This is a genomic window from Pseudorhodoferax aquiterrae, from assembly GCF_014652235.1.
Taxonomy (GTDB): Bacteria; Pseudomonadota; Gammaproteobacteria; order Burkholderiales; family Burkholderiaceae_C; genus Pseudorhodoferax; species Pseudorhodoferax aquiterrae.
Genome location: NZ_BMYK01000007.1, coordinates 146,119 through 172,387 on the forward strand (window position 1 = coordinate 146,119; position 26,269 = coordinate 172,387).

Here is a 26,269-nt window from a genome sequence, read left to right on the forward strand (position 1 = left end):
CTCCTTTTTGATCTCCGGGTGCCAAGGGGTCTCAGCGCGCCCTGGGCTTGATTGCGCGGCCACCGAGCAGGGCGAAGAGCCCGGTCGCGGCCAGGAAGAGGCTGCCGGGTTCCGGCACGGCGCTGACCTCGGCCGTGAGCGCGCGCGCCTCGATGGCGATGTCCGCCAGGTTCGAATCGAGGAAGCCCAGATCGGAGAAGCTGAAGCTGGCCAGGCCGCTGTGCTGCACGTCGAACGAGAACGTGGCCAGCTCGCCGGAGCCGTCGACACCCGCGACCGGTCCGATCAGCCCGCCGAGCACGAACGAGATCGAGCCGGCGAGGTTGTCGATGCTGCCGGCGTCGAAGAAGGTGGTCGCGCCCGTGCTCTGCAGGAACGTGCCCTCCGTGCCCGCGACGGCCCGCAGCAGGGCCGGGTCGAAGTTCAGCGTGAACTGGTAGCCGTAGAGGTCCACGACATCCCGTGCGCTGACGGTGAGCTGGATGCCGGTGGCCGAGGCCACCGTCGACATCTCCAGGACCGGTGCGGCCTGCGCGGGAGACAAGAACGCCAGCGCGAGCGCGCATGCTCCCGCAGCATGCGATGCAAGACGCAATGGATTCAGCATGTGATTTCCTTTTTGGATGGTTGATGGCTTGGTTGCACTTGTGGAGCAGGCATGGCGAAACCGACGCGGTCGCGCCTGCTGCTGGGGGACAGTTCCGAAGCCACGCCGCCGTGGACCGGCCCGTGGCTCCGACCCTGAATCAGGATGCGGCGTGGTCTCGCCGGGCGGCGGTGCGCAGTGGCACGGCCGCCGGAACGTCCGCGATCCGGTGTCCGGTCGATGGGGCCGCCGCTGGCGCGTGGTGCAGGCGCCGTGGTGGCGCTGGGCGGGCAGCGAGCCGGCGCCGCGCCGGAGCATCCGCCTCGGTCCTGCGCGGCGCGCAGGCGCGCGCCGGCGCGGCGACGGCACGGGCGTGTGCGGGGCCGGTCGGGCGGATGGTCGGGATGGGATGGCGCAGCGGTCGCGGCATGGGCGTCTTGTCTCCGGTTGGGATGCAGGCCCAAGGTGTCTGGGCCCTCAGCGTCTGCGGCCTTCTTCTGTGCAGGCCGTCAGCGACGCGGCGCGAAGATTAGGTTTCGCGCCTGCCCGGGTCCACTGAATGTTTTGCCACGACCCATTCCAAACGCTGATGGGTCAGCGGCCTGTCGCCGCGCCGGCGGCGGCCGGCCGTTCAGGCCATGGAAGGCGTGGGCGCCGGCTCCGCCATCTCGCGCAGCACCTCGATGAAGGCCTGCGCCGACGGCGTGGGCGGCTCGCCCAGCCGCGTGATCAGGCCATAGCTCGGCATGTGGTCGGGCAGCTCGACCGGAATGCGCGAGAGCAGCCCGCGGTCCACGTACTTCTGGATCAGCGCGGCGGACTGCAGCGACAGCATGTGGGTGGTGTTCATGAGTTCCAGCGCGAACAGGAACGAGGGTGTCTCCACGACGCCGGCCGTGAGCGAGAGCCCGGCACCGCCGAACAAGTCGTCCGAGACCTTGCGCACGGCCGTGGAGCCCGGGTACAGGATCCAGGGCCAGTGCGCCAGCTCGCTGAGCGTGAGGTCCGTGGCGCCGCGCAGCGGGTGGTGCGGGCCACCGGTCACGTGCAGGGGCTCGGCCGACAGGCGCTCGTAGTGGAACTGGGCGCGCTGGGCGTCGTCGGTGAAGCGGCCGATCATGAGGTCGATCTTGCGCTTGGACAACCAGGCGATCAGCTGGTCGCTGCTCTGCTCCAGGATCTTGATGACCAGGAGCGGGCGCTGGCGCTGGATCTCCTCCACGGCGGCGATGAGCAGGTGCGCGGCCGAACCGGTGATGGCACCGACCGTGAGGTGCCCGTGGCCGCCTTGCTTCAGGGCGTTGAACTTCTCCACGAAGCGGCGCTGCCCATCCAGCGCGGCGCTGGCGTAGCGCAGCGTGAACTGCCCCAGTTCGTTGGGCCGCATGCCACGCGAGAGGCGGTCGAACAGGCGTGCTTCCAGGATCTCCTCGATGTCCATCAGGATCTTGGTGGCGGCGGGCTGCGTGACGTGCATCTGCTCGGCCGTCAGGCGCAGGTTGCGGGTGCGGCCGAGGATGTCCAGGAACTGCAAATGCCGGAACCGCAGGCGTGCACAAGCCTGCGCCAAAGTCAAGGGTTTACCCGGATATTGGTCTGAAGTCATAAGCGTTGGGAATGGATTCTCGCAAAACATTCAGTGGACCCGGTGGGGCCCCGAAACCTAACCTTCGGCCCGCGCTGATCCAGGCCACCCGAAACAAGCCGCACGCGCCGAGGTCCTCCCCTGCGGGGTCCCGCCATTCCAACGAAGACAAGACACCATGCAATTCAAGACCCTCGCCCTGGCCGCCACCCTGCTGGCCGCGCTGGCCGCCCCCGTCGCAGCCCAGATCAAGGAACACACCTTCAAGGTCGGCATCGGCCTCAGCGACGACCACCCGCAAGCCCAGGCCGTGCGCCACTTCGCCGAGCGCCTGCAGGCCAAGAGCGGCGGCAAGATGAACGCCAAGCTGTTCGCCAGCGGCACGCTGGGCAACGACGTGAGCATGACCTCCGCCCTGCGCGGCGGCACGCTGGAAATGACGATCCCCGATTCGTCGACGCTGATGTCGCTGATCAAGCCCTTCGGCGTGCTGAACCTGCCGCTGACCTTCAACAACGAGCAGGAGGCCGACGCGGTACTCGACGGCCCCTTCGGCCAGAAGCTGCTGGCCATGCTGCCGGAGAAGGGCCTGGTCGGCCTGGGCTTCTGGGAGAACGGCTTCCGTCACGTGACCAACTCGCGCCGCCCGATCACCAAGGCAGACGACCTGGCGGGCCTGAAGCTGCGCGTGATCCAGAGCCCGCTGTTCCTGGACACCTTCAATGCGCTGGGCAGCAACGCCATGCCCATGCCCTTCACCGAGCTCTACACGGCCATGGAGCAGTCCGCCGTCGACGGCCAGGAGAACCCGCCCGCCACCATCCTGGCCAGCAAGTTCTACGAGGTGCAAAAGCACCTGGTGCTGTCGCGCCACATGTACAGCGCCTGGGTGCTGCTGATGTCCAAGAAGACCTGGGACAGCCTGTCGGCCGAAGAGCGCAAGATCGTGCAGGAGGCCGCGCGCGAGGCCACGCTGTTCGAGCGCAAGACCATCCGCGCCTTCAGCGAGAACGCGCTGGGCGAGCTCAGGAAGAACGGCATGCAGATCACCGAGCTGCCCGCCGCCGAGCAGACCAAGCTGCGCACCAAGCTGCAGCCCGTGCTGGCCAAGTACGGCAAGGAGTTCGGCGAGGAGACCACCTCGGAGATGACGGCCGAGCTGGCCAAGGCACGCGGCGGCAAGTAAGCCGCCCCCGCCATGGGCGCCGCGCACGCGCGGCGTCCCCCGTCCGCTTCCTGCAACGTCCCGACCCATGACAACAAGAACACGCGGCCCGTTCCGCTCCCGCGAATGGTTCGCCGCCCCCGAGCGTTCGGACATGACCGCGCTCTACCTCGAGCGCTTCATGAACTACGGCCTCACGCCCGAGGAACTGCGCTCGGGCCGGCCCATCATCGGCATCGCGCAGACGGGCAGCGACCTGTCGCCCTGCAACCGCATCCACCTGGACCTCGCCCGCCGCGTGCGCGACGGCATCCGCGACGCGGGCGGCATCCCGATGGAATTCCCGGTCCATCCCATCTTCGAGAACTGCCGCCGCCCCACGGCCGCGCTGGACCGCAACCTGGCCTACCTGGGCCTGGTGGAGATCCTGTACGGCTACCCCATCGACGCCGTGGTGCTGACCACGGGCTGCGACAAGACCACACCGGCCGGGGTGATGGCCGCCGCGACGGTGGACATCCCGGCCATCGTGCTGTCCGGCGGCCCCATGCTGGACGGCTGGCACGAAGGCCAGCTCGTGGGCTCGGGAACCGTGATCTGGCGCAGCCGCCGCCAGCTCGCGGCCGGCGAGATCGACGAGGAAGAGTTCCTGCAGCGCGCCTGCAGCAGCGCGCCCTCGGCGGGCCACTGCAACACCATGGGCACGGCCTCGACCATGAACGCCGTGGCCGAGGCACTGGGGCTGTCGCTGCCCGGCTGCGCCGCCATTCCCGCGCCCTACCGCGAGCGCGGGCAGATGGCCTACGCCACCGGCCGGCGCATCGTGGAGATGGCGCACGAAGACCTGCGGCCCTCGCGCATCCTCACGCGCGAGAGCTTCCTGAACGCGCTGTCGGTCGTCAGCGTGGCCGGCGGCAGCAGCAACGCGCAGGTGCACATCATGGCCATGGCGCGCCACGCGGGCGTCAAGCTCGAGGCGCGCGACTGGACCGAACACGGCTACGACCTGCCGCTGCTGCTGAACATGCAGCCCGCGGGCCAGTTCCTGGGCGAGCGCTTCTTCCGCGCCGGCGGTGTGCCGGCGCTGATGTGGGAGCTGCAACAGGCCGGGCGCCTGCATGCCGGCTGCGCCAGCGTCACGGGCAAGACCGTGGGCGAGAACCTGCAGGGCCGCGAGACCTCGGACCGCGAGGTCATCCGCCGCTTCGACGATCCGCTCATGCACAAGGCCGGCTTCATGGTGCTCAGCGGCAACCTGTTCGACTTCGGCATCATGAAGACCTCGGTGATCTCCGAGGCCTTCCGCCAGCGCTACCTGAGCCGGCCGGGCCAGGAAGGCATCTTCGAGGCGCGCGCCGTGGTCTTCGAGGGCGCGGACGACTACCACGCGCGTATCAACGACCCGGCCCTGGACATCGACGAAGGCTGCATCCTCGTCATGCGCGGTGCCGGGCCCATCGGCTGGCCCGGCTCGGCGGAGGTGGTCAACATGCAGCCGCCCGATGCGCTGATCCGGCGTGGCATCAGCACCTTGCCCACGCTGGGCGACGGCCGCCAGTCGGGCACGGCGGACAGCCCTTCCATCCTCAACGTGTCGCCCGAGAGCGCGGTGGGCGGTGGCTTGGCCTGGCTGGCGAGCGGCGACATGCTGCGCATCGACCTCAATACCGGCCGCTGCGACGCGCTGGTGGCGCCCGAGGAGATCGCGCGCCGCCAACGCGAACTGCCGGCACCGCCGGTGCCGGCCAGCCAGTCGCCGTGGGAAGCGCTGTACCGCGAGAAGACCGGCCAGTTGGTCGATGGCGCGACGCTGGACTTCGCGCTGGACTTCGCGCGCATCGCCGAGCGCACGCCGCGCCACAACCACTGACCCCCACGTGTGGACGGCGTCCGTCCACGCGGCATTTTCCGAAGGACATTCCATGAACGACATGACGGATGCGGCGTTCGCCGCGCGGGCCAGCGCACCTCAAGCGAGCCTGCAGGTGCTGCCCGACGACGGCCTGCAGGGCACGCTGGTGGGCCGCGTCTGGGCGCCCCAGGGCCCGGTGGCCGGCCCGGCCGTGGTGGCCCTGCGGCCGGACGGCGTGTTCGACCTCAGCGCGCAGTACCCCACCATGAGCACGCTGCTGGACACCGCGGCCCCGGCGCAGGCCGTGGCCGCAACGGCCGGCCAGTTCCTGTGCAGCGTGGACGCGCTGCTGGCCAACAGCCAGCCCGGCGCACGCGACACCACGCGCCCCTGGCTGCTGGCCCCGTGCGACCTGCAGGTGGTCAAGGCCGCGGGCGTGACCTTCGCCTCCAGCCTGATCGAACGCGTGATCGAGGAGCAGGCGCGCGGGGACGCCACGCGCGCCCAGGGCCTGCGCGCTCAGGTGACCGGGCTCATCGGCGAGAACCTGGCCGCCATCCGCCCGGGCTCGCCCGAGGCCATGGCCTTGAAGAAGCTGCTGCAGGACAAGGGCCTGTGGTCGCAGTACCTGGAGGTTGGCATCGGCCCCGATGCCGAGGTCTTCACCAAGGCGCCCGTGCTGGCCTCGGTCGGCTGCGGCGACGACATCGGCATCCGCGCCGATTCGGCCTGGAACAACCCCGAGCCCGAGGTGGTGCTGGCCGTCAACAGCCGCGGCGAGATCGTCGGCGCGACGCTGGGCAACGACGTGAACCTGCGCGACATCGAGGGCCGCAGCGCGCTGCTGCTGGGCAAGGCCAAGGACAACAACGCCTCCTGCGCGCTGGGCCCGTTCATTCGCCTGTTCGATGCGGGCTTCGGCCTGGAGCAGGTGCGCAATGAGACCGTGCACCTGCGTGTGGCGGGTAGCGACGGCTTCGAGCTGCGCGGCATCAACACCATGGCCAGCATCAGCCGCGACCCGGCCGACGTGGTGGCGCAGACGCTGGCCGCGCACCAGTACCCCGACGGCTTCATGCTGTTCCTCGGAACGCTGTTCGCACCCATCGAGGACCGCGACGAGCCGGGCAGCGGCTTCACGCACAAGCTCGGCGACCTGGTTTCCATCCAGAGCGCCTGGCTGGGCGGCCTGCACAACCGTGTCACGCACAGCGAAGCCGCCGCCCCCTGGCGCTATGGCCTGCGCGCCTTCATGGGCAACCTCGCGCAGCGCGGGCTGCTGCAGGGCGCGGCACTCTGAACCCGGCGATGACAGAACAAGAACGGAGACGACCCGTGCTGGACACCCTGATCGACCGCAGCTGCCGCTGCATCAACCTGCTCATCGCGCTGGCGCTGGCCGTGATGGTGCTCATGGTCTTCGGCAATGTGGTGCTGCGCTACGCCTTCAATTCCGGCATCGCCATCAGCGAGGAGGTATCGCGCTGGCTATTCGTGTGGATCACCTTCCTGGGAGCTGTCGTGGCGATCCGGGAACACGGGCATTTGGGCACCGACCTTCTGCTCGTGAAGCTGCCCCCGTGGATGCAGCGGGCCTGCCTGGTCGTAGCACACGGCCTCATGCTGTTCTGCACCTGGCTGTTGTTCAGCGGCGCCCTGGCCCAGACGCGCATCAACCTGGATGTGGAAGCGCCGGTGACAGGTGCCTCGGTCGGCATCTTCTATGCCTCCGGCGTGGTGTTTGCAGTGGCCTCGGGCCTGCTGTTGCTGCTCAACCTGTGGCGGCTGCTGTCGGGTCGGGTGCGCAACGACCAACTTCTTCGCGCGTCCGAATCGGAAGAGCTGGCCGCGCTGCATGGCGTGCATCCGGAGCGCGCCGAGACGCGCCCTTGAACAAGCGGCTGAAATCCTCATGACAGTCTTCATATTTCTGGGCGCCCTGCTGGCCGCCATGGCCATCGGTGTTCCCATCGCATACGCGCTGCTGGTGTCGGGTATCGCCCTCATGTGGCACCAGGACCTCTTCGACGCGCAGATCCTGGCGCAGAACGTCATCAACGGTGCCGACTCCTTCCCGCTGCTGGCCGTGCCGTTCTTCATGCTCGCGGGCGAGATCATGAATGTCGGCGGCCTGTCCAAGCGCATCGTCAGGCTCGCGCTCACCTTGGTCGGTCACAAGCGTGGCGGCCTGGGCTTCGTCGCCATCCTGGCGGCGTGCATGCTGGCCGCGCTGTCGGGATCGGCCGTGGCCGACACGGCTGCGCTCGCCGCGCTGCTGCTGCCCATGATGGCGAGGGCTGGGCACGACAAGGGACGCGCGGGGGGGCTGATCGCCTCGGCCGGCATCATCGCCCCGGTCATCCCACCTTCCATCGGATTCGTGGTCTTCGGCGTGGCGGCGAATGTCTCGATCAGCAAGCTTTTCCTGGCGGGCATCGTGCCTGGTTTGCTGATGGGCCTGTCGATCGCGCTCGCGTGGTATTGGGTCGCGAAGCGCGAGAACATCGAGCCGCCTCCTCGGGCGTCGGCCGCGGAGATGCTGGAGGCGCTCAAGGAATCCACCTGGGCGCTGTTCCTGCCCGTGATCGTGATCGTTGGTCTGAAGATGGGCGTGTTCACGCCCACCGAGGCCGCCGCCGTGGCTGCCGTGTACGCCCTGCTCGTGGCCACGCTCGTCTACCGCGAACTGCACTGGCGCCAGCTGACGAGCGTCTTCGTCAGTGCAGCCAGGACGACGGCCGTGATCATGTTCCTGGTGGCGGCCGCCATGGTCAGCGCCTGGTTGATCACCGTTGCCGACATCCCACGCCAGCTGGTGGCCTTGCTGCAGCCGTTCATGGACAACCCCGTCCTGCTCATGGTCGCCATCATGGTGCTGGTGATGGCAGTCGGCACCGCCATGGACATGACGCCGACCATCCTGATCCTGGCACCCATGCTCATGCCCGTGGTGAAGGCGGCGGGCATCGACCCGGTCTACTTCGGGGTGCTGTTCATCATGAACTGTGCGATCGGCCTGATCACGCCGCCAGTGGGCACGGTGCTCAACGTGGTGGCCGGCGTGGGGCGCATGCGCATGGACGAAGTCGTCCGTGGGGTGCTCCCGTTCATGGCGGCGCAGTTCGCAGTGATGTTCCTGCTGGTGCTGTTTCCGTCCATCGTGCTGGTGCCGATGCGCTGGTTCGTCGGCTGAGGCGCACGCCGCGAGGGCCGCCAATGCCGGACCGCAACGCACCATGGACGCGATGACCGTGCCGGTCGCGCCGCCCGCCGACGCAGCCCCTGCCGACAGCAGCCGGCTGCGCATCGGCGAGCTGCTCGTGCAGTCCGGCAGGTTCGCCGCGCGCGACCTGGAGCGTGCGCTGGCGGCGCAGCAGGAACTCGGCGGGCTGATCGGCCGCGTGCTGCTGCGGCTGGGCCTGGTGTCCGAGCCGGACCTGGTGCAGGCGCTGTCGGTGCAGCTGGGCCTGGCGGTGGTGCGGGCCGGCGACTTCCCGGCCTTCCTGCCCGAGGTCGAGGGGCTGAATCCGCAGTTCCTCGTCCACAACGCCATCTGCCCGCTGCGCGTGGAGCAGGGCGAGCTGCATGTGGCGATGGCCGTGCCGCAGGATGCCTTCCTGGTGCAGGCGCTGGCCCTGGCGAGCGGCCTGCGCGTGCGCCCCTGGCTGGCGCTGGAAGCGGACATCGAGAAGGCCCTGGCCGAGCCGCCACCGGGCGAAGCAGCCACCGAGGGGCTGGAGGACGGCCTGGACGGCGCCGAGTTCGTCGAGCACCTGAAAGACCTGGCGAGCGAGGCGCCGGTGATCCGGCTCGTCAACACCATCATCGGCCGCGTGACCGACCTGCGCGCGTCCGACATCCACCTGGAGCCCTTCGACGACGGCCTGCACGTGCGCTACCGCGTCGACGGCGTGATCCACCCGGGTGAACGCGTGCCGCCGCGGCTGGCGGCTGCCGTCGGTTCGCGCGTGAAGCTGCTGGCGCACCTGGACATCGCCGAGCGCCGGCTGCCGCAGGACGGCCGGATCCGCACGCGTGTGAAGGGCCACGCGCTCGACCTGCGCGTGTCCACCGTGCCCACCGTGCACGGCGAGAGCGTGGTCATGCGCGTGCTGGACCGCGCCGAGGTCCGGCTCGACCTGCAGCGCATGGGCTTTGCGGCCGACACGCTGGCGCAGTTGCAGCGGCTGCTGGAGCGGCCGCACGGCATCCTGCTCGTGACCGGGCCGACCGGCTCGGGCAAGACCACCACGCTGTACGCGGCGCTGTCCCGCATCGACGCGGGCGCGCACAAGATCATCACGGTCGAGGACCCGGTCGAGTACCAGCTCGAGGGCATCAACCAGATCCAGGTGCACCAGCAGATCAAGCTGTCCTTCGCCAGCGCGCTGCGCTCCATCCTGCGGCAGGACCCGGACATCATCATGATCGGCGAGATGCGCGACGGCGAGACCGCGCAGATCGCAGTGCAGTCCGCGCTGACCGGGCACCTGGTGCTGTCCACGCTGCACACCAACACGGCAGCGGGCGCCGTCATCCGGCTCAAGGACATGGGGGTCGAGGGCTTTCTGATCACCTCCGCCGTCAACGGCGTGCTGTCGCAGCGCCTGGTGCGCACGCTGTGCGAGGCCTGCCGGCAGCCCTATGAGCCGGGCGATGCCGTGCGCCGCAGCACCGGGCTGGCCCAGCTCGGCGGCGCGCAGGGGCCGGTGTACCGCGCCGTGGGCTGCGCGCAGTGCCGCGGCTCGGGCTACCGCGGGCGCACGGGCATCCATGAGCTGCTGGTGCTGGACGAGCCGATGCGCGCGGCCATCCTCGCCGGCGACGACGGCAACGCGCTGCACGCGCTCGCGCGCCGGCACGGCATGCGCACGCTGTACGAGGACGGGCTGCGCAAGGTCGCGGTGGGCCTGACCTCGCTCGACGAACTCGCCCGCGTGGTGCAGGACCAGGGCGATGCCTGAGTTCGCCTGGCGGGCCGTTTCCGCGTCCGGCGCCGTGGTGCAGGGCCGGGCCAGTGCGGCGACGCCGGCCGGGGTGCTGCGCCAGTTGCAGCAGCAGGGCCTGACGCCGCTGGCCATCGACGACGGCAGCGCCGCGCCCGCCGCCGCGCCGGCCGCCGTCCAGCGCCGCGCGCGCGCGGCGAAGGGGCCCATGCGGGCCGCGGACGTGCTGGCGCTGACCTCCGAGCTGGCCATCATGCTGCGGGCCGGCCTGGCGCTGGACAAGGCCTTGCGCCTGCTGGTGGACATGCACCCCAGGCCCAGCGTGGCCGCGCTGCTGCAGCAGGTGAGCGAGGCCGTGAAGGGCGGGGCGCCGCTGAGCGGGGCGCTGGCCCAGCATCCGCGCCAGTTCGGTGACTTTCATGTGAGCATGGTCCGCTCGGGCGAGGCCAGCGGCCAGATGCCCGCCGTGCTCGAGCGCCTGGTCGCGCACCTGGAGCGGCAGCGCGCGCTGCGCGACAGCGTGGTGTCCGCCACCCTCTACCCGGCCATCCTGCTGGTGGTCGCCTTGCTGTCCGTGGTGGGCATGCTGGGCTTCGTCGTGCCGCAGTTCGAGCAGCTGTTCGCCGAGATGGGCGACGCCCTGCCGCTGCCCACCCGCGCCATCGTGCAACTGTCGCAGCTGTTCACCGGCCACGGCCTGCTGCTGGGGACCGCCGCGCTCGCGGCCGGGTGGGCGGGACTGCGCTGGCTGCGCTCCGCCCCGGGCGCCGCCTGGTGGCGCCGGACGCTGCTGCGCCTGCCGCTGGTGGGGCCGCTGGCGCTGCGCTACGAGACGACCTTGTTCGCGCGCGCGCTGGGCACGCTGCTCGCCAATGGCGTGCCTTTGCTCACGGCGCTGCAGGTGGCGACGCAGACCGTCGGCAGCCCCACGCTGCGCCAGGCCCTGGAGCGCCTGCCCGCCATGGTCAAGCAAGGCAGCCGGCTGGCCAGCGCGGCCGAGAGCACGGGCGTCTTCGCGCCGCTCGCGCTCAACCTGCTCCGCGTGGGCGAAGAGACCGGCCGCGTGGGCCCCATGCTGCTGGAACTGGCCACGGTGCTGGACCGTGAGGTCGAGACCGGCATCAAGCGGCTGCTGACGCTGGTCGAGCCGGTGCTGATCCTGCTGCTGGGCGTGCTGATCGCCGCCATCATCGTTTCCATCCTCCTCGGGATTCTGTCCGTCAATGACCTCGCACTCTGACCCCTGCCGTGCCCGTGCGTCCCTCCGTGCCGGAGGGCGCCACCGTGGCTTCACCCTGATCGAACTCATGGTCGTGCTGGCCATCCTCGTGCTGCTGGCCGGCCTGGTCGGCCCGCGCGTGCTGAACCAGCTGGGCGGCGCCAAGGCCAAGACGGCCGCGGTGCAGATCGCCGACCTGGACAAGTCGCTCGAGCTCTTCAAGCTCGACGTGGGCCGCTACCCGACCACCGAGGAAGGCCTGCAGGCCCTGGTGGCCCGTCCCGGCGCGCTGGCGGGATGGGCCGGCCCCTACCTCAAGGGTGCCGGCGTGCCGGCCGACCCCTGGGGCCACGCGTACCGCTACACCGCCGCGAACGGCGCCATCGAGATCCTGTCGCTGGGCGCCGACGGCGCGCCGGGCGGGGAGGGCGAGGCGGCGGACATCCGCAACCTGCCTTGAGATGCGCGCCCGCCGCCATCCGCCTCGCCAGCGCACCCTGCGCGGCTTCACCCTGGTGGAGCTGCTCGTGGTGTTCGCCATCGTGGCGCTGCTGGCGGGCCTGATGCCGATCGCGTTCGACCGGCTGCGCGAAGGCGCGGAATACCGCGACACGGTGCGCGCCATGGCCGGCGAGCTGCGCTCGGCCCGCCACCGGGCCATGGCCCAGGGCCGGGCGCTGAGCTTCGTGGTCGACCTGGACCGGGCGGGCTTCGGACTCAGCGACGCGCGCGCGTTGCGGCCGCTGCCCCGGTCGCTGCGTGTGCGTGCGGTCGTGGCCGGCACCGAGGTCCAGGGAACGGGGCGGGCGGCCATCCGTTTCCTGCCGGGCGGCGGCGCCACGGGCGGCAGCATCGAGCTGGTCCGCGCCTCGGGCGCCGGAACGCGGCTGCGCGTGGACTGGCTGACGGGCCGGGTGAGCCACGAGGGGCTGGCGCCATGACGCGGCGGCACAGCGCCGGCTTCACGCTGCTGGAGCTGCTGGTGGCGCTCGCGGTCATGGGCATGTCCCTGGGGTTGCTGTACCGCGCCAGCGGCGCCGCCGTGCGCAACGTCGGTGCCATCGAACAGCTGCAGCAGGCCATGCTCGTGGCCCAGTCGCTGCGCGCGCTGCACGACGACGTGCCGCAGCTGGGCTGGAACGCGACGGGCCGCTCGGCCGGCCACGACTGGCAGGTCCGCAGCGCGCCGTACGACGCCGGGTCGCCGGACGCCGGCCAGGTGCCCCTGCACGAGGTGCAGATCGTGGTGCGTTGGGAGGACGCCGGCAAGGCCCGTGCCTTCGAGCTCTGGACCCTGCTGCCTGAGCAGCGCGCCAGCGTGCCGGGAGCCGCGCCATGAAGACTGCCGGTGGCACGCGCGGTTTCACCTTGCTGGAACTGCTGGTGGTGATGGCGCTGCTCTCGCTGCTCATGCTGGGCATGGGCTCGGCGCTGCGCAGCACGGCGCGGGTCGAGCAGGGGGTGGACGCGCGGCTGGCGCGCGCCGATGCGATGCGCGTCACCTCGGACTTCCTGCGCACCGTGCTGTCGCGCGTGTCGGCGCGCCAGGGCGCGCCCTCCGCTGCGCGGCCCGACGCGCATTACTTTGCCGGCAGCGCGGACAGCCTGTGGTGGCTGGGTGTGATGCCGGCGCGCCATGGTGCGGGCGGCATGCACCACTTTCGCCTGGGCATCGAGGCCGCCGGCCTCGTGCTGCGCTACCAGGCCTGGCGCGGCGAGGCCCTGCCGGACTGGGACCGTGCCGAGTCGCTGCTGTTGGTGGCCGGTGCCACGCAGATGGCGCTGCGCTTCGAGGACGACCGGCGCCTGCCATCGCGCTGGGTGGACGACTGGACCGCGCCCGAGGCGATGCCGCGGCGCGTGTCTCTGGAGGTGGCCACGCCGTCGCAGGCCTGGCCGGCCGTCGTGGTGCAGATGCGCGCCCTGCCGGGCACCGACCCCACGCTCGCCAGCGAGCCGTCCTACGGAGGAGGCCGCTGATGCGTCACGCCAACCACTCCCGCATGCAGGGCATGGTGCTCGTCGCCGTGCTGTGGACCGTGGCGGCCCTCTCGCTGGTCGTGGTCGGTCTCGTGCACGGCGTGCGCCAGGAGGCCCGCGTGCTGTCGACCCAGCGTGCGCTGGCGGTGGCCGGCGGCATCGGCGACGCGGCCGTGCAACTCGCGCTGCGGCGGCTGGCGGTGCTGGACGCGCTGCCGACGCGCATGCTGAGCTGGCCCCTGGCCTACCGGCAGACCCCGGTGGCGGTGCGCGTGATGCCGCTCAATGGCCTGATCGACCTGAACGCTGCCGGTGCCCCTTTGCTCGCCGCCTTGTATGAGGTGGCAGGTGGCCTGCCGCGTTCCGAAGCGCAGCGCCTGGCGGCGCACACGCTGGCCTGGCGCGCAGGGTCCGCCGGCGCCCGCGCCGAGCGCTTCGAGGCCGTCGAAGACCTGCTGCGCGTGCCTGGCATCGGACTGGACCTCTATGCGCGGCTGGCTCCGCTGGTGGCGGCGGAGAACGGCGGCAGCAGCGGCGGCGTGAACGCGCTGGCCGCGCCGCTGGAGGTGCTGGAGGTGCTGGCCGGTGGCCGCGCGGGCATCGCCGCCCGGATCGCCGCCGCGCGCGATGCGGGCGATGCCGGCATCGACACCACGGACCTGCCTGCCGCCTTCCTGGAGAGCGGCGCCGTGCAGCGCTACCGGATCGACGCCAGGGTGCCCCTGCCCGACGGCGGCTGGCTGCACGTGGCGCACCACGTGCAGCTGGGCGCCGAGCCCCAGGCACGCCTTCCCTGGCGCACCTTCCACACGGAGCAGTGGGTGGTGCCCCCCCAATCCCCGGTGTCCTGAACCATGCCATCCGTCTCGCGCGATCTGCGTCTGTTCGGCCTGGACCTCGGGGCCCTGTGGGCGGCCCTGCGCCGGCCCTGGGAGGCCGCGCCCGGCTGGCCCATCGTCTCCTGGCTCGCGCCCGACCAGCCGGTGCGCGTGGTGCGTGCCGATGCGCCGGACGCGTTCTGGCAGGGCGCGCGGGGCCGCATGGCCCAGCCGCCTGCCGGTGCGCCGTCCACCGTGGCCGTGGCGCTGCCGCAGGCCATGGTGCTGCAGCGCACCGTCGTGCTGCCGCGTGCGGCGGCGACCGAAGCGGCGCACGCGCTGGCGCTGCAGGTGCAGGGCTGGAACCCGTTCCCCGCGCAGGACCTGGTCTGGGGCTGGCGGCGCCGGTCCACGGCCGGTGGCGGCATCGCGGCCGATGTCGCGCTCGCGTCCCGCAAACAGGTGGCCAGCCATCTGGAAAGCCTGGCCACGCGGCTGGAGAGCGCCGCCGCCGTGCCGGAGATCTGGGTCGCGCCCGACGACGGGCCTCCCATCGTGCTGCCGGACTACGGCGAGGGCCGGCGCGCGGCAGCGGCGCGCCGGCACTGGCGGCTGTGCCGCGCCTTGCTGGTACTGGCGGTGCTGCTGGCCCTGCTGCTGGCGCTGACCCCCAGCCTGCAGCTGTGGCTGCGCGAGGCCCAGGCGGCCCGTGCGCATGCAGAACTCGCCGCGCAGGCACGGCCCGTGCTGGCCCGGCGCGAGGCCCTGGTGCAGGCGCAGGAGGCGATGGCCGCGGCGGCGAAGCTGCTGGACCAGCGCATCGACCCGCTGCGCGTGCTGGAGTTGCTGACGCAGGCGCTGCCCGACGGCACGGCCGTGCAAAGCCTGCGCCTGCAGGGCGACGTGGTGACGCTGTCCGGAACGACCGGCGACGCCGCCAGCCTCATGCAGGGCCTGGGCCGGCAAGCGGGCCTGCGCAATGTGCGCGCACCCGCGGCCGCGACGCGGCAGCCCGGCGCGGCCTTCGAGAGCTTCACGGTCAGTTTCCAGCTCGATCCCGCCGCGTTCGCCCTGGCGTCGCGCGGTGGTCCGGCGCCCGCAGCAGCCACCGCGGCGGACGGAGGCGGCCGATGAAACCGCGCAGGGGCTGGCAGCGCCAGGACCGCACGTGGCTGGGCATCGGCCTGCTCGCGATGGCAATGCCGCTCGTGTTGGTGGCGTGGCAGGTGGCCGAATGGCACCAGCGCACCCAGGCCGGTCTGGAGCAGCTGCAGGCCCGCCATGCGCGCCTGCTCGGCCTGGTCGCGCAACGGGGCGAAATCGATGCGGCGCTGCAGGCGGCGCAGCTGGAACGCAGCGCCCAGGTCTACCCCGCCAGCGACGACGCGGCCCAGACCGGCAACCTCGTGCAGCAGCGCATGCGCGCGCTCATGGCGCAGGCCGGCATGCAGGTGCGCAGCAGCCAGGTGCTGCCACCGACCGAGGAACAGGGGTTCGACCGCGTGGGCGTGTTGCTGGGCCTGGAAGGCGACCTCGCGGCCTTGCAGCGTGCGTTGGCCGCGCTGGCGCAGCAGTCGCCCGTGGTCATGGTCGACGACCTGGACATCCGCCTGCAGGGCGCGCTGGCCAGCCAGCGGCCGACCGAATCGCCGCGCCTGGCGGTGCGGCTGCGCCTGGGCGTGCTGCGGGGCCGTGCATGAAAGCCCCTGCGCTGCGCGTGCTCGCCGCGTTGTGCGCGGCGCTCGGCCTCGTGCTCGTGGCCCTGTGGGTGACGCCGCAGGGTGCGCTGCGCGCGTCCGCGCAGTGGCAGGCGCCCGCGCCGCACCTGGGCGACTACCGCGCGGGCGACGCCGCGTCGGCGCAGCGCGCGGCGCCCGACGCGCAGCGACAGCCGATGCTGCTGGACCGGCCGCTGTTCGCCAAGACCCGGCGCCCACCCGAGCCCGCCGCGCCCGCACCCGTCGACACGGCGCCCGACCGGCTGGGCCAGGCGCGGCTGCGCGCCATCGTGGACGGCGGGCCGGCCGGCAGCGCCGTCATCCTCGAGATCGATGGCAAGAGCCACCGGATCGCCCGGCAGGGCGGCTTCGAGGGCTGGACCCTGGCGTCGGTGAGCCCCGAGGCCCAGACCGTGACCTTGACGCGCCGCGGCCAGACGCGGGTGCTGGCCCTGCAGCGCGGGCAGCTGTCCGCGGCCGCAGGGCGTGGCCGCGCCGCCGGTGCGCGCCGTCTGCCGTCGCGCCCTGGCAGCCCGGCGGTGCCGAACCCCACGCCCGCGCAGCCGGGCGCCGGCACCGAGGGCGCGGCTGCGGCCCTGCCCGCCGGCCCGGCGCAGCGCTGAGTCCGTCTCCCCACACGCTTTGACCGAAACGACTTCCATGACCGTCCCACGCATCGCCTGCGGCAGCCTTGCCTTCGTCGTCCTGTCCGCCTCGGCGCAGACCGGCACCGGGCTGGGCGGCACGCAGGATGCCGAACCCACCACGGCGTCGCGCATCCTGCGCGGCAACGACCGCGTCGTCGCCGCGCCGCGCTCCCTGCCCGCGCTGACCGGCGGCCCCGTCTCCCTGCACTTCGAGGAAGCGCCCGTGGCCGACGTCGTGCGGACCGTGCTCGGCGACATCCTCAAGGTGGACTACACCCTGCACCCGCCCATCGACGGCGCGGTGACGCTGTCCACGCGCAAGCCGGTCAGCCCCGACCAGGCCGTGTTCCTGCTCGAGAGTGCCTTGCAGGCCAACGGGCTGGCGCTGATGCGCGACGCGCGCGGCAGCTTCCAGGTGGGGCCAGCGGAGGTGCTGCGCGCGCTGGGCGTCTCGGTCAGCCAGGCGGGCGGCAAGGATCCGCTGCCCGCGGGCTACGGCGCCGTGATCGTGCCGCTGGAATTCATCGGCGCCAATGAGATGGCGGCCATCCTGCGGCCGCTGCTGCAGCCCGAATCCCTGGTGCGCGTCGATCCGCTGCGCAATTTGCTGGTGCTGGTGGGCAGCCGCAGCCAGGCCGAGGCCTGGATGGAGCTGGTGCGCAGTTTCGACGTCGACCTGCTGCAGGGCATGTCGGTCGGCCTGTTCTCGCTCAAGTACGCCACGGTGGCGGACGTGGCGCAGGGCCTGGAGCTGCTCAACCCGGCCGCGGCTGCAGTGGGCGGCGCCGCAGCTGCGCCCGGTGCGGCGCGTCCTGCGCCGGCCATGCCGGCGACCGGGGGCGCGGACGCGGCGCTGGCCGCGTCGCGCGCCTTCCATGGCATGCACGTGATGCCGATCGAGCGCCTGAACGCCGTGTTGGTCGTGGCCCCGCGTGCGAGCCAGCTCGACCAGGCCCGGCGCTGGATCGAGCGCCTGGACCAGCCCAACGAGAGCAGCACCGAGCCGCGCCTGTTCATCTACCACGTGCAGAACGGCAATGCGCGCCACCTGGCGAGCCTGCTGGCGGGCCTGTTCGGCGAGGGCGGGCAGGGCAGCGCGCCGCCTTCGGCCTCCGCGAACAGCGGCGTCGCGCCCGGCCTGCCGACGGCGACCGTCGGCAGCCGGGGCGCCGTGGGCGGCACGGCCGGCCTATCCGGCAGCGCGGGCGGCCTGACCGGCGGCTGGTCCCCCGGCGGGTTGAACGGGACAAGCGGCACGGCCGGGCCGATGGGCACCGCCATGCCGCAGGGCGGCGTGGGGCAGACGCAGACCTCGACGGCCAGCAACGTCGGCAAGTTGCGCGTGATGGCCGACGACGTGAACAACGTCGTGCTGATCTGGGGGCCGCGCTCGGAGTACGCCAAGATCGAGGCCTCCCTGAAGCGCCTGGACGTGCCGCCCAACCAGGTCCTGATCGAGGCCAGCATCATCGAGGTCACGCTGGACGACAGCCTGCAGTACGGCCTGCAGTGGTTCTTCCGGGACGGCCGGCGCAACGGCCTGTATGGCAGCGGCGGCCTGTTCAACGCCGCCTCGGCCGAAGCCGGCCGGCTGACCGGCGCCACCAGTCAGGGCTTCACCTACACGCTGCGTGCCGGCGGCCTGGGCGGCGACATCCGCGTGGTGCTCAACGCGCTGGCCTCCAAGTCGCTGCTCAAGGTGATCTCCAGCCCCTCGCTGATGGTGCAGGACAACTTCACCGCGAACATCGCCGCGGGCACGCAGCAGCCCGTGAACGCGGGCACCACGATCTCGGGCTCGGCCAACCTCGTGACGACCAACATCCAGTACAAGGACACGGGCGTGAACCTGTCGGTCACGCCCTCGGTCAACGCGGGCAACATGGTCAACATGCTGATCAACCAGTCCGTGACGGACCTGGGCAGCCTGGACGATGCGACGCAGCAGTACAGCTTCCTGCAGCGCCAGATCTCCACCAAGGTGGCCGTGCGCTCGGGCGAGACGCTGGTGCTGGGCGGCCTGATCCGCGACAACAGTTCCAACGGCCGGTCCGGCCTGCCGGTGCTGCAGGACATTCCCGTGGTGGGCAAGCTGTTCGGCTCCACCACCAAGGTGGCGGCCCGCACCGAGCTGCTGCTGACCATCACGCCGCGCGTGGTGCGCTCCGACCAGGAGCTGCGCGACGTGAGCAACGACCTGCGCCTGAAGATGCAGGGCCTGTCGTCGATGGCGCCCGCGACCACGGCGGCGCCCGCCGAGGTCATCGTCGAGCCTTTGCGGTAGGCCTCACTCGAGCGCGGTCGCGCGTGGCTCCTGCGCGAGCAGCCCGCCCTGCGCCACCACCGCCTGCCAGCGTGCCAGGTCCGTGCGCACCCGCTCGCCGAGCAGTTGCGGCGGTCCGGACTCCACGCGCGCGCCGTGGCGTTCGAACAGCGCCACCACGGCCGGATCGGCGAGCACCGCATTGAGCGCCCGGTTCAAGGCCTGGACGCGCTCGGCCGGCGTGCGTGCGGGCGCGAACAGGCCGTACCACTGCGTCAGCTCCACGCCTGGGATGCCGGCCTCGGCCAGCGTTGGCACCTCGGGCAGCGCCGGCAGCCGCTGGGCGCCGGCCACGGCCAGCGCGCGCAGCCGCCCGCTGTGCACGAAGGGCGAGGCCGTGAACAGGCTGGGGAACATGAGCTGCACGCGGCCGCTGGCCGTGTCGGCGATGGCCGGCGCGGCACCTTCGTAGCTGCTGCCCACCAGCGTCGTGCCGGTGGCGAGCTGGAACAGGGCGGCCGCGAAGTGCGGCGGCGTGCCGTCGCCGGCCGAGGCGTAGCCATAGCGCCCCGGCGCAGCGCGCAGGGCCGCCACGAGCGCCGGCACGTCCCGTGCCGGCACGTCCGGGTGCACCACCATCAGCGTGGGCGAGGAGCCGACCAGGCCGACCGGCGCGAAGTCGGCCACCGGGTCGTAGCCGAGCTTCTGCAGCGCCGGGTTCATGGCATGGGTCGCCACATAGCCGAACATCAGCGTCTGGCCGTCGGGCTCGGCGGCCGCCACGTATTCGCTGGCCACGGCGCCGTTGGCGCCGGCCCGGTTGTCCACCAGCACCTCCTGGCCCAGCAGCGGCGCGAGCTTGGCGGCGATGATGCGGGCCATGGTGTCGTTGCCGCCGCCGGCGCTGGTCGGCACGATCAGCGTGAGCGGCTTGCGCGCCGCGGGCCGAGCCGCTTCCTCCGGCCGCGAGAACACGTAGTCGGGCAGGTGCAGCTCGCCCTGCATGATCTTGCGCGCGGTGCGCACCAGCGCGGCGCGCCGCACGCTGACCTCGCCGCCTTGCTCGCCCATCTCCACCTCGATGTCGATCTGGCCCGCGGGATGCAGCACGGTCAGCTGGTGGCAGCCGGCCGCGCGCGCCACGCCGCTGGCCACCGTGCCCGGCAGCGCGAAGGCGCTGGCCACGCCGATGGCGCCCGTCACCGCATGCGAGGCATGGCAGCGCCGCGGCGTGAAGTAGCGCGAGATGATGCTGTCCGGCGAATCGCCCGCGCTGACCAGCACCGGCTTGGGCACCACGCTGTTCGACACGTCGCCCAGGCCCATGCGCAGGCCGGCCTCCAGGCGCAGCGACTCGATGCGTTCGAGCAGCGCGGCGTCGGCGTCCAGCGCCACCGGCTTCTCGCGGCCCGTCACGCCCAGGTCGGCCGCGCGGATGATCATGAGCGGCATGGCCGCGTCGATGCAGCTGACCTCCACGCCCTGAATGCGGTCGATGCGCTGGCCGGTCGGGAACACCTTGCCCGTCACCGCGCCCCAGGCGTCCAGGAAGTCCAGCAGGATGGGCGCGGCCGTGCCGGCCACGCCGTCGATGCGCGCATCGCCCGCGTAGGTGACGCGGCCGCCCGGCGTGCGCACGGTCACGTCGATGCGCGCGCCGGTGTTGACGTTGTGCACGCGCACCTTGGTCGTGTCGTCCTGCGCGGGCACCAGGCCCTGCTCGATCGCGAAGGGCGCCACGCCCGAGAGCATGTTGCCGCAGTTGGGCCGCGTGTCCACCGAGCGGTGGCCCACGCCGACCTGGGCGAAGAGGTAGTCGAGGTCGCAGCCCGGAATGCTGGAGCGCGAGACGATGGCCACCTTGCTGTTCAGCGTGCTGCCGCCGCCCACGCCGTCCAGCTGCAGCGGGTCGGATGCGCCGATCGCGCCGATCAGTGCCTGGTCACGGGCCTCGTCGCCCTCGGGCAGCCATTCGCGCAGGAAGAAGGGGCCGCGCGAGGTGCCTGCGCGCATCAGGACGCATGGGATGGTTTTGCTCATGCGCCATTGTTCGGCCTCACGTTCTCGCCGTGAATTGCATTGTTGCTTGCAATTGATCGGGCCGATGCATCAATGGCCAAGCATCACTCCATCTTGATGCCGCGCGACTTGACGATGGCGCCCCACTGGTCCCACTCCTTCTTCATGAACGCGGCGAAGCCGGTGCGTGTGGTCGGCTGCGGCGTCAGGCCATGGTGCGCGAGCGCATCGCGCACGCCGGGGTCTTCCAGCACCTTGACGATCTCCTGGTTCCAGCGGTCCAGCAGCGGTGCGGGCGTCTTGCCCGGTGCGACGAAGGCGTACCAGTTCAGCGCCTCGAAGCCCGGGTAGCCCGATTCGGCCACGGTGGGGATGTTGGGCATGTAAGCCGGCCGCGCGAGGCCCGTGGTGGCCAGCGGAATGAGCCGCCCGGCCTCGACCTGCGGCAGCGCGGTGGGCGGCGCCGCGAAGTACGAGGCGACGCGACCGCCCAGCAGGTCCTGCAGCGCGGGCGCGCCGCCCTTGTAGGGAACGTGCACCATCTCGACGCCGGCGCGCTGGTTGAACAGCTCGCCCGCCAGGTGCGAGGCCGAGCCGGCGCCCGTGGAGGCGTAGTCCACGCTCTTGCGTTTGGCCAGCTCGACGAACTGCTGCAGCGTCTTCACGTTCAGGCCCGGGTCCACCACGAGCACGTTCGGAAAGCTCACACCGCCGGACACCGGCGCCAGGTCCTTGAACGGGTCGTAGGGCAGCTTCATGAGATGCGGCGCGATGGTCAGCGGGCCGACCGAGCCGAACAGCAGCACCGAGCCGTCGGCCGGCGCCTTGGCGACGATCTGGTGCGCGATGTTGCCGCCCGCGCCGGCCTTGTTGTCCACCACCACGGTCTGGCCGATGTTCTCGGCCAGTTTCTTGGCGATCAGGCGGGCGGCCGCGTCGGCGGCGCCGCCGGCCGCGAAGCCGACGACCAGCGTGACCGGCTTTTTCGGCGGAAAGTCCGGCGCCTGCGCGGCGGCCGGCATGCTGAGGGGGGCGAGCAGCGCAGCGGTGGCCGCGCCGGCCACGAGGTGGCGGCGTTGGGTGTTCATGGGGGCTCCGTGGGAAAAAGGAACTCAGTCCGCGCCCAACCCGACCGGGTTGGGGCGGCGCTTTTCCACCGCATGCCGCGCCAGTGCGGCGCTGCGGAAGATGCCGTGGGCGAACTTGCCGTAGGGCAGGGTGGCGAACAAGGCCATCACCGCGCCCAGGTGCAGGCACAGCACCGCGGGCATGGCGGCGCTGCCGCGCGCCCACCACAAGGCGAGGCCGCTGGTGGCGGTCAGGAACAGCAGCGCGATGAAGCCCAGGTCCATGGGCTTTTGCGCCGCATCGCCGTGCGCAGGATCGCGCCGCAGGTTCAGCCAAGCCAGGCCGGCCGTGCCCAGCGCGAGCGCCACGCCCCCCACGCCGCCGAGCAGCTTGGGCAGGCTGGGCAGCTCGTAGGGCGCGGCCCAGCCGAAGGCGTAGTGGTAGAGCGTGGCCACCGCGGTCGCCGCGAAGCACAGCAGGAAGCCGTAGAAGCTCAGGTGGTGGCAGCGCCTGCGCCACAGCGTGAACGCATCGTCGGCGTTGTTACAGCCCTGGCCGTGGCCGCCGTCCAGGTACTTCAGCCGCAGCACGTCGTGCGTGGCCTCGGCGGCGGCCGGCGCGTCCAGTGCGGCGCCGCTGGTCACTGGCGTGATCTCGCGCCAGAAGCGCCGCACGCCCATGGCCAGCGCCAGCACGGCGAACCCGAACACCGGCGCGAACAGCCCGACCATGAGGTTGTGCGGGAACAGGTCGTAGAAGCTGCCGCCGGCCGGCACCACCGCCCGCAGGCCGCCGCGCAGCGCCACCGCCAGCGCGAGGAACAGCGCGAGCGCCGCGGCCAATGCGAGGCACAGCACGAGGCCGTTGCGCTGGTACAGCCGGCCCAGCGCCGGCGGCCAGGCGTAGTCCTGGTAGGTCTGGCCGCGCACGCGCGCCATGGCCTGCGGGATGTTGACGGCGAATTCGTGCGGCGGTGCGTACTGGCAGGCGTGCAGGCAGGCGCCGCAGTTGTGGCACAGGTTGGCCAGGAAGTGCACGTCGGCCGTGGGGAACTCCAGCCGGCGCGTCATCGCGGGGAACACGGCGCAAAAGCCCTCGCAGTAGCGGCAGGCGTTGCAGATGTGCAGCTGGCGCGCCACCTCGGCCTCGGCCGGGGTGGCCAGGCGCAGGCCGGCGGTGGGGCCGGTGGCCAGGTCACTGGCCTCGCGGATCAGGTGGTCAAGCGTGGACATGGCGATTTCCTTGCGTGGCAGCCTGCTCGGCCTCGATCAGTGCGCCCAGCGTGCCGGGCGCGCGGCCGGCCGCGGCGCGGGCGGCATTGGCCCCGGCGATGCGGCCGAAGGCCGTGCCGATGCTCATGCCCACGCCGGCCGTGTAGCCCTTGCCGAGCACGTTGCCGGCCATCATTTCGCCGGCCACGAACAGGTTGGGGCTGGCCGCGCCGGCGAAGCGCGCGGCGGCCGTGTCGTCGGTTTTCAGGCCCAGGTAGGTGAAGGTCACGCCGGGCTTGAGCGCGTAGCCGTAAAAGGGCGGCCGCGCGATGGGCCGCGCCCAGTGCGTCTTGGCCGGTGCCAGGCCTTCGGTGCGGCAGTCGTCCAGCACGGTGTGGTCGAAGCGGCCGGGGCGGCAGGCGGCGTTGTAGTCCTGCAGGGTCTGCACGAAGCGCAGCACGGGCAGGCCCAGCTGCTCTGCCAGCGCCGGCAGCGTGTCGGCCTGCACGCCCGGGAACACCGGCGGCATGAAGCGGCCGATGGCCTGGCTGTCGATGATGGACCAGCCGATCTGACCGGGCTGCTGCGCCACGAGACGGCCCCAGATGGCATAGCGCTTGGGCCAGAAGTCCTCGCCCTCGTCGTAGAAGCGCTCGCCCTCGCGGTTGACCACCACGCCGAGCGACACGCAGTCGATGCGTGTGCAGATGCCGCCGTCGTACAGCGGCGCGCGCGCGTCGATGGCCACCATGTGGGCCTGGGTGGGGTCGCCCGTGCGCTCGGCGCCGTGCACGTCCAGCAGCTCGCGCAAGACAACGCCCTGGTTGAAGCGCGTGCCGCGGATCAGGAAGTTCTCGGCCGGGCGCTCGCCGCGCGCGTTGACGCCCCAGGCCTCGCCCAGCCAGGCGCGGTTGGACTCGAAGCCGCCCGCCGCCACCACGCAGGTGCGCGCCGTGATGCGCTCACCCGCGCAGTGCGCGGCGACGAAGCGGCCGCCAGCCATCTCGATGCGCTCGACCGGCGCTTCGTAGCGCACGCGCACGCCCAGGGCTTCGGCGCTGCGGTAGTAGGCGTTGACCAGCGCCTTGCCGCCGCCCATGAAAAAGGCGTTGGTGCGCGCCACGTGCAGCGCGCCGGACAGCGGCGGCTGGAAGTGCACGCCATGGCGGCGCATCCAGGGCCGGCAGCCGGCCGAATGGCGGATCACGAGCCGGGCCAGCGCCTCGTCGGTGAGGCCGCCCGTGACCTTGAGCAGGTCCTGCCAGAACTCCTCTTCGGGATAGGCCTCGACCAGCACGTCCTGCGGCGCATCGTGCATGCAGCGCAGGTTGCGCGTGTGGCTGGAGTTGCCGCCGCGCCAGGCGCGTGGCGCGGCCTCCAGCAGCAGCACGCTGGCACCGGCCTCGCGTGCCATGAGCGCCGCGCACAGCGCCGCGTTGCCGCCGCCGATGACGAGCACATCGGGTTCCATCTGGTTCTTGCCTCCTGGGGTAGGTGCGGGCGGGCAGGGCCGGCCGGTGCAGGAGACTGTAGGAAGCCGCGGCCCGCGCGTGCAGGCGCGGCGAGGGATGGGGGTATCACGGGATGTGATGACGCGAGTGCGCCCAGACGTGGACCTGCACAGAATTCCGGCCAGGCTGTCACAGGACGTTGCGCTCGCGCGTCTAGTGGTCGACGGGCTGGCATGGTGCCGACCCGCCAACTACTTGAAGAAGGACTGCGACAACATGAAACGCGCGAACTGGTTTGCTGTGTCCCCCGAAGGTGCCAAGGCCGTTGGAGGGCTGCATCATTTCGTCACCACGGGAACGGCGCTGCCGTCCCGTCTGGTCCACCTGGTGTTCCTGCGGGTGTCCCAGATCAACGGCTGCGCCCACTGCATCGACATCCACACGCGCGATCTGCTGCAGGAAGGCATGGCCATCGACACGGTCGTGCTGGTGCCGGTCTGGCACGAAGCGGCCTACCTGTTCTCGGAGCAGGAGCGCGCTGCGCTGGCCTGGGCCGAGGAGGTGACCCGCGTGAGCGAAACGCACGCGTCCGACGCGGCCTACGCGGCGGCGGCAGCGGTGTTCTCGGAAAAGGACCTGGTGGACCTCACGCTGACCATCGCGGCCATGAACGCCATCAACCGCCTGGGGGTCAGCTTCCGCCTCAAGCCGCGCGCCAGAGCCGAGGCTTGAGCCGTCGGAGTCGATTCATTCACCGTGGACGATGCCCACACCCTGCCAGCGTCCGCTGTCCGCCAACTGGCGCACGCAGTCGCGCACCACGTTGCGCGCCGCCAGGCAGGCTGGCGGCAGCGCGTCGTCGGCGCGGCTGCACAGCAGGTTCACGCGGCGCGCAGTCGGGTCGTCCAGGCGCGCCGTGCGAAAGCGCTGCAGCGCGTCCGGGTAGCGGCCCAGTGCAGCCCAGGGCTGCACCGTGGAGCCCAGGCCGGCATCCACCGCCGCCATCACCATGGCCAGCGAATCGACCTCCAGCGCGATGGTGGGTGCGATGCCGGCGCGCGCGAAGGCCGCGTCCAGCGTGCTGCGCAGACCGTGCGGGCCGGTCGGCAGGATCAGCGGCTCGCCGCGCAGGGCTTGCGTTGCAAGCGTGTCTGGCAGAGGGGCGGACGCGCTGCCGCGCACCAGGAACAGCTCTTCCTCGACCAGCGGCTGCACCTGCCAGCGGCGCCCCGCGCTCCCGGCTGGCTGGCGCAGCTCCAGCAGATCCGGCCGGTGGCCGAACAGCACGGCCAGGTCCAGCTCCTGGGCACGCAGCATGGACGCCAGATGGCCCGACATGCCTTCGACCATGTGCAGCCGCACGTCCGGATAGCGTGTGCGCATGGCCTGCATGAGCGGCAGGCCCAGCATGGCCGAAGTGGTCGGTGCCAGGCCGATGCTCACGCTGCCCGCCAGCCGTGCCTGCTGCGCGGCGCGCGCGGCCTGTTCGGCATGGCGCAGCGTGAGCCGCGCCTCGCGCAGGAACGCCAGGCCTGCCTCCGTGGGGGAGACGCCCTGCGGCGTGCGCTGCAGCAGCCGCGTGGCCAGCTCACCCTCCAGCCGGCTGACCTGCTGGCTCAGCGCGGACTGGACCATGTCGAGCTCCAGCGCGGCGCGGCTCATCGACCCCGATTCCACGATCTGGACGAAGTAACGCAGCTGGCGCAGTTCCATGCCTGGATTCTGGCAGCCGCCTGGATGC

General features: G+C 71.8%; 24 protein-coding genes. 17 read left to right on the forward strand and 7 right to left on the reverse strand.

The features are described from left to right. Positions 1-31: 31 nt before the first annotated feature. A complete protein-coding gene (locus tag IE209_RS14145) occupies positions 32-607 on the reverse strand; it encodes a cohesin domain-containing protein (protein WP_189687595.1) in 576 nt (191 codons plus the stop codon). A gap of 610 nt (positions 608-1,217) precedes the next feature. Further along, entirely contained in the window at positions 1,218-2,192 is a 975-nt protein-coding gene (locus IE209_RS14150; RefSeq protein WP_189687596.1) for a LysR family transcriptional regulator, read from the reverse strand. 157 nt (positions 2,193-2,349) lie between these two features. Here IE209_RS14150 and IE209_RS14155 point away from each other — a divergent pair, with 157 nt between their 5' ends. From IE209_RS14155 to gspD, 16 genes are all read left to right on the forward strand, one after another. Further along, positions 2,350-3,357 carry a TRAP transporter substrate-binding protein gene (locus IE209_RS14155; RefSeq protein ID WP_189687597.1) on the forward strand — a complete coding sequence of 336 codons (1,008 nt, stop codon included), beginning with the start codon at positions 2,350-2,352 and terminating at the stop codon, positions 3,355-3,357. A 67-nt stretch (positions 3,358-3,424) separates the two neighbouring features. After that, positions 3,425-5,206 carry an IlvD/Edd family dehydratase gene (locus tag IE209_RS14160; protein WP_189687598.1) on the forward strand — a complete coding sequence of 594 codons (1,782 nt, stop codon included), beginning with the start codon at positions 3,425-3,427 and terminating at the stop codon, positions 5,204-5,206. 61 nt (positions 5,207-5,267) lie between these two features. Further along, the gene (locus IE209_RS14165) at positions 5,268-6,488 is read left to right on the forward strand and encodes a fumarylacetoacetate hydrolase family protein (protein ID WP_373305342.1); all 1,221 of its coding nucleotides are present in this window, start codon (positions 5,268-5,270) and stop codon (positions 6,486-6,488) included. Positions 6,489-6,523: 35 nt separating this feature from the next. Beyond that, positions 6,524-7,081, forward strand: coding sequence for a TRAP transporter small permease (locus IE209_RS14170; protein ID WP_229882845.1), 558 nt, complete (start codon positions 6,524-6,526; stop codon positions 7,079-7,081). A 19-nt stretch (positions 7,082-7,100) separates the two neighbouring features. Then, positions 7,101-8,381 carry a TRAP transporter large permease subunit gene (locus tag IE209_RS14175; protein ID WP_189687601.1) on the forward strand — a complete coding sequence of 427 codons (1,281 nt, stop codon included), beginning with the start codon at positions 7,101-7,103 and terminating at the stop codon, positions 8,379-8,381. A 52-nt stretch (positions 8,382-8,433) separates the two neighbouring features. Further along, positions 8,434-10,152: a GspE/PulE family protein gene (locus tag IE209_RS14180; protein WP_189687699.1), complete on the forward strand. Its 1,719-nt coding sequence runs from the start codon at positions 8,434-8,436 to the stop codon at positions 10,150-10,152. Beyond that, on the forward strand, positions 10,145-11,374 hold the full coding sequence (locus IE209_RS14185; RefSeq protein WP_189687602.1) for a type II secretion system F family protein: 1,230 nt from the start codon (positions 10,145-10,147) through the stop codon (positions 11,372-11,374). The genes IE209_RS14180 and IE209_RS14185 overlap by 8 nt, the downstream gene beginning before the upstream one ends. Then, complete coding sequence (gspG, locus tag IE209_RS14190; protein WP_189687603.1) at positions 11,358-11,813, forward strand: type II secretion system major pseudopilin GspG; 456 nt, start codon at positions 11,358-11,360, stop codon at positions 11,811-11,813. Before IE209_RS14185 ends, gspG begins: the two co-directional genes overlap by 17 nt. Before the next feature lies 1 nt (position 11,814). Beyond that, positions 11,815-12,294, forward strand: coding sequence for a GspH/FimT family pseudopilin (locus IE209_RS14195; protein ID WP_189687604.1), 480 nt, complete (start codon positions 11,815-11,817; stop codon positions 12,292-12,294). After that, entirely contained in the window at positions 12,291-12,692 is a 402-nt protein-coding gene (locus IE209_RS14200; RefSeq protein ID WP_189687605.1) for a prepilin-type N-terminal cleavage/methylation domain-containing protein, read from the forward strand. The genes IE209_RS14195 and IE209_RS14200 overlap by 4 nt, the downstream gene beginning before the upstream one ends. Next, a complete protein-coding gene (locus tag IE209_RS14205) occupies positions 12,689-13,333 on the forward strand; it encodes a prepilin-type N-terminal cleavage/methylation domain-containing protein (protein WP_189687606.1) in 645 nt (214 codons plus the stop codon). Before IE209_RS14200 ends, IE209_RS14205 begins: the two co-directional genes overlap by 4 nt. Then, positions 13,333-14,184 (forward strand): type II secretion system protein GspK, encoded by an 852-nt coding sequence (locus tag IE209_RS14210; protein WP_189687607.1) that lies wholly within the window; start codon positions 13,333-13,335, stop codon positions 14,182-14,184. The genes IE209_RS14205 and IE209_RS14210 overlap by 1 nt, the downstream gene beginning before the upstream one ends. Before the next feature lie 3 nt (positions 14,185-14,187). Continuing rightward, positions 14,188-15,285, forward strand: a complete 1,098-nt coding sequence (locus tag IE209_RS14215; protein WP_189687608.1) for a PilN domain-containing protein — start codon at positions 14,188-14,190, stop codon at positions 15,283-15,285. After that, complete coding sequence (gene gspM, locus IE209_RS14220) at positions 15,282-15,851, forward strand: type II secretion system protein GspM (protein WP_189687609.1); 570 nt, start codon at positions 15,282-15,284, stop codon at positions 15,849-15,851. Before IE209_RS14215 ends, gspM begins: the two co-directional genes overlap by 4 nt. Further along, the gene (locus IE209_RS14225; protein WP_189687610.1) at positions 15,848-16,492 is read left to right on the forward strand and encodes a hypothetical protein; all 645 of its coding nucleotides are present in this window, start codon (positions 15,848-15,850) and stop codon (positions 16,490-16,492) included. The genes gspM and IE209_RS14225 overlap by 4 nt, the downstream gene beginning before the upstream one ends. Before the next feature lie 37 nt (positions 16,493-16,529). Next, positions 16,530-18,800, forward strand: coding sequence for a type II secretion system secretin GspD (gspD, locus tag IE209_RS14230; RefSeq protein ID WP_189687611.1), 2,271 nt, complete (start codon positions 16,530-16,532; stop codon positions 18,798-18,800). Between the two features lie 3 nt (positions 18,801-18,803). Here the strand turns inward: gspD and IE209_RS14235 are convergent, their stop codons facing one another. The 4 genes from IE209_RS14235 to tcuA form a co-directional block, all read right to left on the reverse strand. Next, positions 18,804-20,819 (reverse strand): 4-oxalomesaconate tautomerase, encoded by a 2,016-nt coding sequence (locus IE209_RS14235; protein WP_189687612.1) that lies wholly within the window; start codon positions 20,817-20,819, stop codon positions 18,804-18,806. Positions 20,820-20,902: 83 nt separating this feature from the next. Then, positions 20,903-21,886 carry a Bug family tripartite tricarboxylate transporter substrate binding protein gene (locus IE209_RS14240; RefSeq protein WP_189687613.1) on the reverse strand — a complete coding sequence of 328 codons (984 nt, stop codon included), beginning with the start codon at positions 21,884-21,886 and terminating at the stop codon, positions 20,903-20,905. A 24-nt stretch (positions 21,887-21,910) separates the two neighbouring features. After that, on the reverse strand, positions 21,911-23,098 hold the full coding sequence (tcuB, locus tag IE209_RS14245) for a tricarballylate utilization 4Fe-4S protein TcuB (RefSeq protein ID WP_189687614.1): 1,188 nt from the start codon (positions 23,096-23,098) through the stop codon (positions 21,911-21,913). Beyond that, complete coding sequence (gene tcuA / locus IE209_RS14250; RefSeq protein ID WP_189687615.1) at positions 23,085-24,548, reverse strand: FAD-dependent tricarballylate dehydrogenase TcuA; 1,464 nt, start codon at positions 24,546-24,548, stop codon at positions 23,085-23,087. Before tcuA ends, tcuB begins: the two co-directional genes overlap by 14 nt. A 256-nt stretch (positions 24,549-24,804) precedes the next feature. Here tcuA and IE209_RS14255 point away from each other — a divergent pair, with 256 nt between their 5' ends. Beyond that, the gene (locus IE209_RS14255; RefSeq protein WP_189687616.1) at positions 24,805-25,260 is read left to right on the forward strand and encodes a carboxymuconolactone decarboxylase family protein; all 456 of its coding nucleotides are present in this window, start codon (positions 24,805-24,807) and stop codon (positions 25,258-25,260) included. Between the two features lie 15 nt (positions 25,261-25,275). On the opposite strand, the gene IE209_RS14260 is transcribed toward IE209_RS14255, so the two are convergent. Further along, the gene (locus tag IE209_RS14260; RefSeq protein WP_189687617.1) at positions 25,276-26,241 is read right to left on the reverse strand and encodes a LysR family transcriptional regulator; all 966 of its coding nucleotides are present in this window, start codon (positions 26,239-26,241) and stop codon (positions 25,276-25,278) included. Between the last annotated feature and the right edge of the window lie 28 nt (positions 26,242-26,269).

What these genes read in the sequence shown, in the direction of transcription:
- IE209_RS14235 (WP_189687612.1), bottom strand. Translation starts at nt 20,819, where the DNA reads ATGAGCAAAACCATCCCATGCGTCCTGATGCGCGCAGGCACCTCGCGC.
- IE209_RS14215 (WP_189687608.1), top strand. Translation starts at nt 14,188, where the DNA reads ATGCCATCCGTCTCGCGCGATCTGCGTCTGTTCGGCCTGGACCTCGGG.
- IE209_RS14210 (WP_189687607.1), top strand. Translation starts at nt 13,333, where the DNA reads ATGCGTCACGCCAACCACTCCCGCATGCAGGGCATGGTGCTCGTCGCC.
- IE209_RS14240 (WP_189687613.1), bottom strand. Translation starts at nt 21,886, where the DNA reads ATGAACACCCAACGCCGCCACCTCGTGGCCGGCGCGGCCACCGCTGCG.
- IE209_RS14255 (WP_189687616.1), top strand. Translation starts at nt 24,805, where the DNA reads ATGAAACGCGCGAACTGGTTTGCTGTGTCCCCCGAAGGTGCCAAGGCC.
- tcuA (WP_189687615.1), bottom strand. Translation starts at nt 24,548, where the DNA reads ATGGAACCCGATGTGCTCGTCATCGGCGGCGGCAACGCGGCGCTGTGC.
- IE209_RS14175 (WP_189687601.1), top strand. Translation starts at nt 7,101, where the DNA reads ATGACAGTCTTCATATTTCTGGGCGCCCTGCTGGCCGCCATGGCCATC.
- IE209_RS14160 (WP_189687598.1), top strand. Translation starts at nt 3,425, where the DNA reads ATGACAACAAGAACACGCGGCCCGTTCCGCTCCCGCGAATGGTTCGCC.
- IE209_RS14155 (WP_189687597.1), top strand. Translation starts at nt 2,350, where the DNA reads ATGCAATTCAAGACCCTCGCCCTGGCCGCCACCCTGCTGGCCGCGCTG.
- gspG (WP_189687603.1), top strand. Translation starts at nt 11,358, where the DNA reads ATGACCTCGCACTCTGACCCCTGCCGTGCCCGTGCGTCCCTCCGTGCC.
- IE209_RS14180 (WP_189687699.1), top strand. Translation starts at nt 8,434, where the DNA reads ATGACCGTGCCGGTCGCGCCGCCCGCCGACGCAGCCCCTGCCGACAGC.
- IE209_RS14225 (WP_189687610.1), top strand. Translation starts at nt 15,848, where the DNA reads ATGAAAGCCCCTGCGCTGCGCGTGCTCGCCGCGTTGTGCGCGGCGCTC.
- gspD (WP_189687611.1), top strand. Translation starts at nt 16,530, where the DNA reads ATGACCGTCCCACGCATCGCCTGCGGCAGCCTTGCCTTCGTCGTCCTG.
- IE209_RS14200 (WP_189687605.1), top strand. Translation starts at nt 12,291, where the DNA reads ATGACGCGGCGGCACAGCGCCGGCTTCACGCTGCTGGAGCTGCTGGTG.
- IE209_RS14165 (WP_373305342.1), top strand. Translation starts at nt 5,268, where the DNA reads ATGACGGATGCGGCGTTCGCCGCGCGGGCCAGCGCACCTCAAGCGAGC.
- IE209_RS14205 (WP_189687606.1), top strand. Translation starts at nt 12,689, where the DNA reads ATGAAGACTGCCGGTGGCACGCGCGGTTTCACCTTGCTGGAACTGCTG.
- IE209_RS14185 (WP_189687602.1), top strand. Translation starts at nt 10,145, where the DNA reads ATGCCTGAGTTCGCCTGGCGGGCCGTTTCCGCGTCCGGCGCCGTGGTG.
- IE209_RS14260 (WP_189687617.1), bottom strand. Translation starts at nt 26,241, where the DNA reads ATGGAACTGCGCCAGCTGCGTTACTTCGTCCAGATCGTGGAATCGGGG.
- IE209_RS14195 (WP_189687604.1), top strand. Translation starts at nt 11,815, where the DNA reads ATGCGCGCCCGCCGCCATCCGCCTCGCCAGCGCACCCTGCGCGGCTTC.
- IE209_RS14150 (WP_189687596.1), bottom strand. Translation starts at nt 2,192, where the DNA reads ATGACTTCAGACCAATATCCGGGTAAACCCTTGACTTTGGCGCAGGCT.
- IE209_RS14145 (WP_189687595.1), bottom strand. Translation starts at nt 607, where the DNA reads ATGCTGAATCCATTGCGTCTTGCATCGCATGCTGCGGGAGCATGCGCG.
- gspM (WP_189687609.1), top strand. Translation starts at nt 15,282, where the DNA reads ATGAAACCGCGCAGGGGCTGGCAGCGCCAGGACCGCACGTGGCTGGGC.
- tcuB (WP_189687614.1), bottom strand. Translation starts at nt 23,098, where the DNA reads ATGTCCACGCTTGACCACCTGATCCGCGAGGCCAGTGACCTGGCCACC.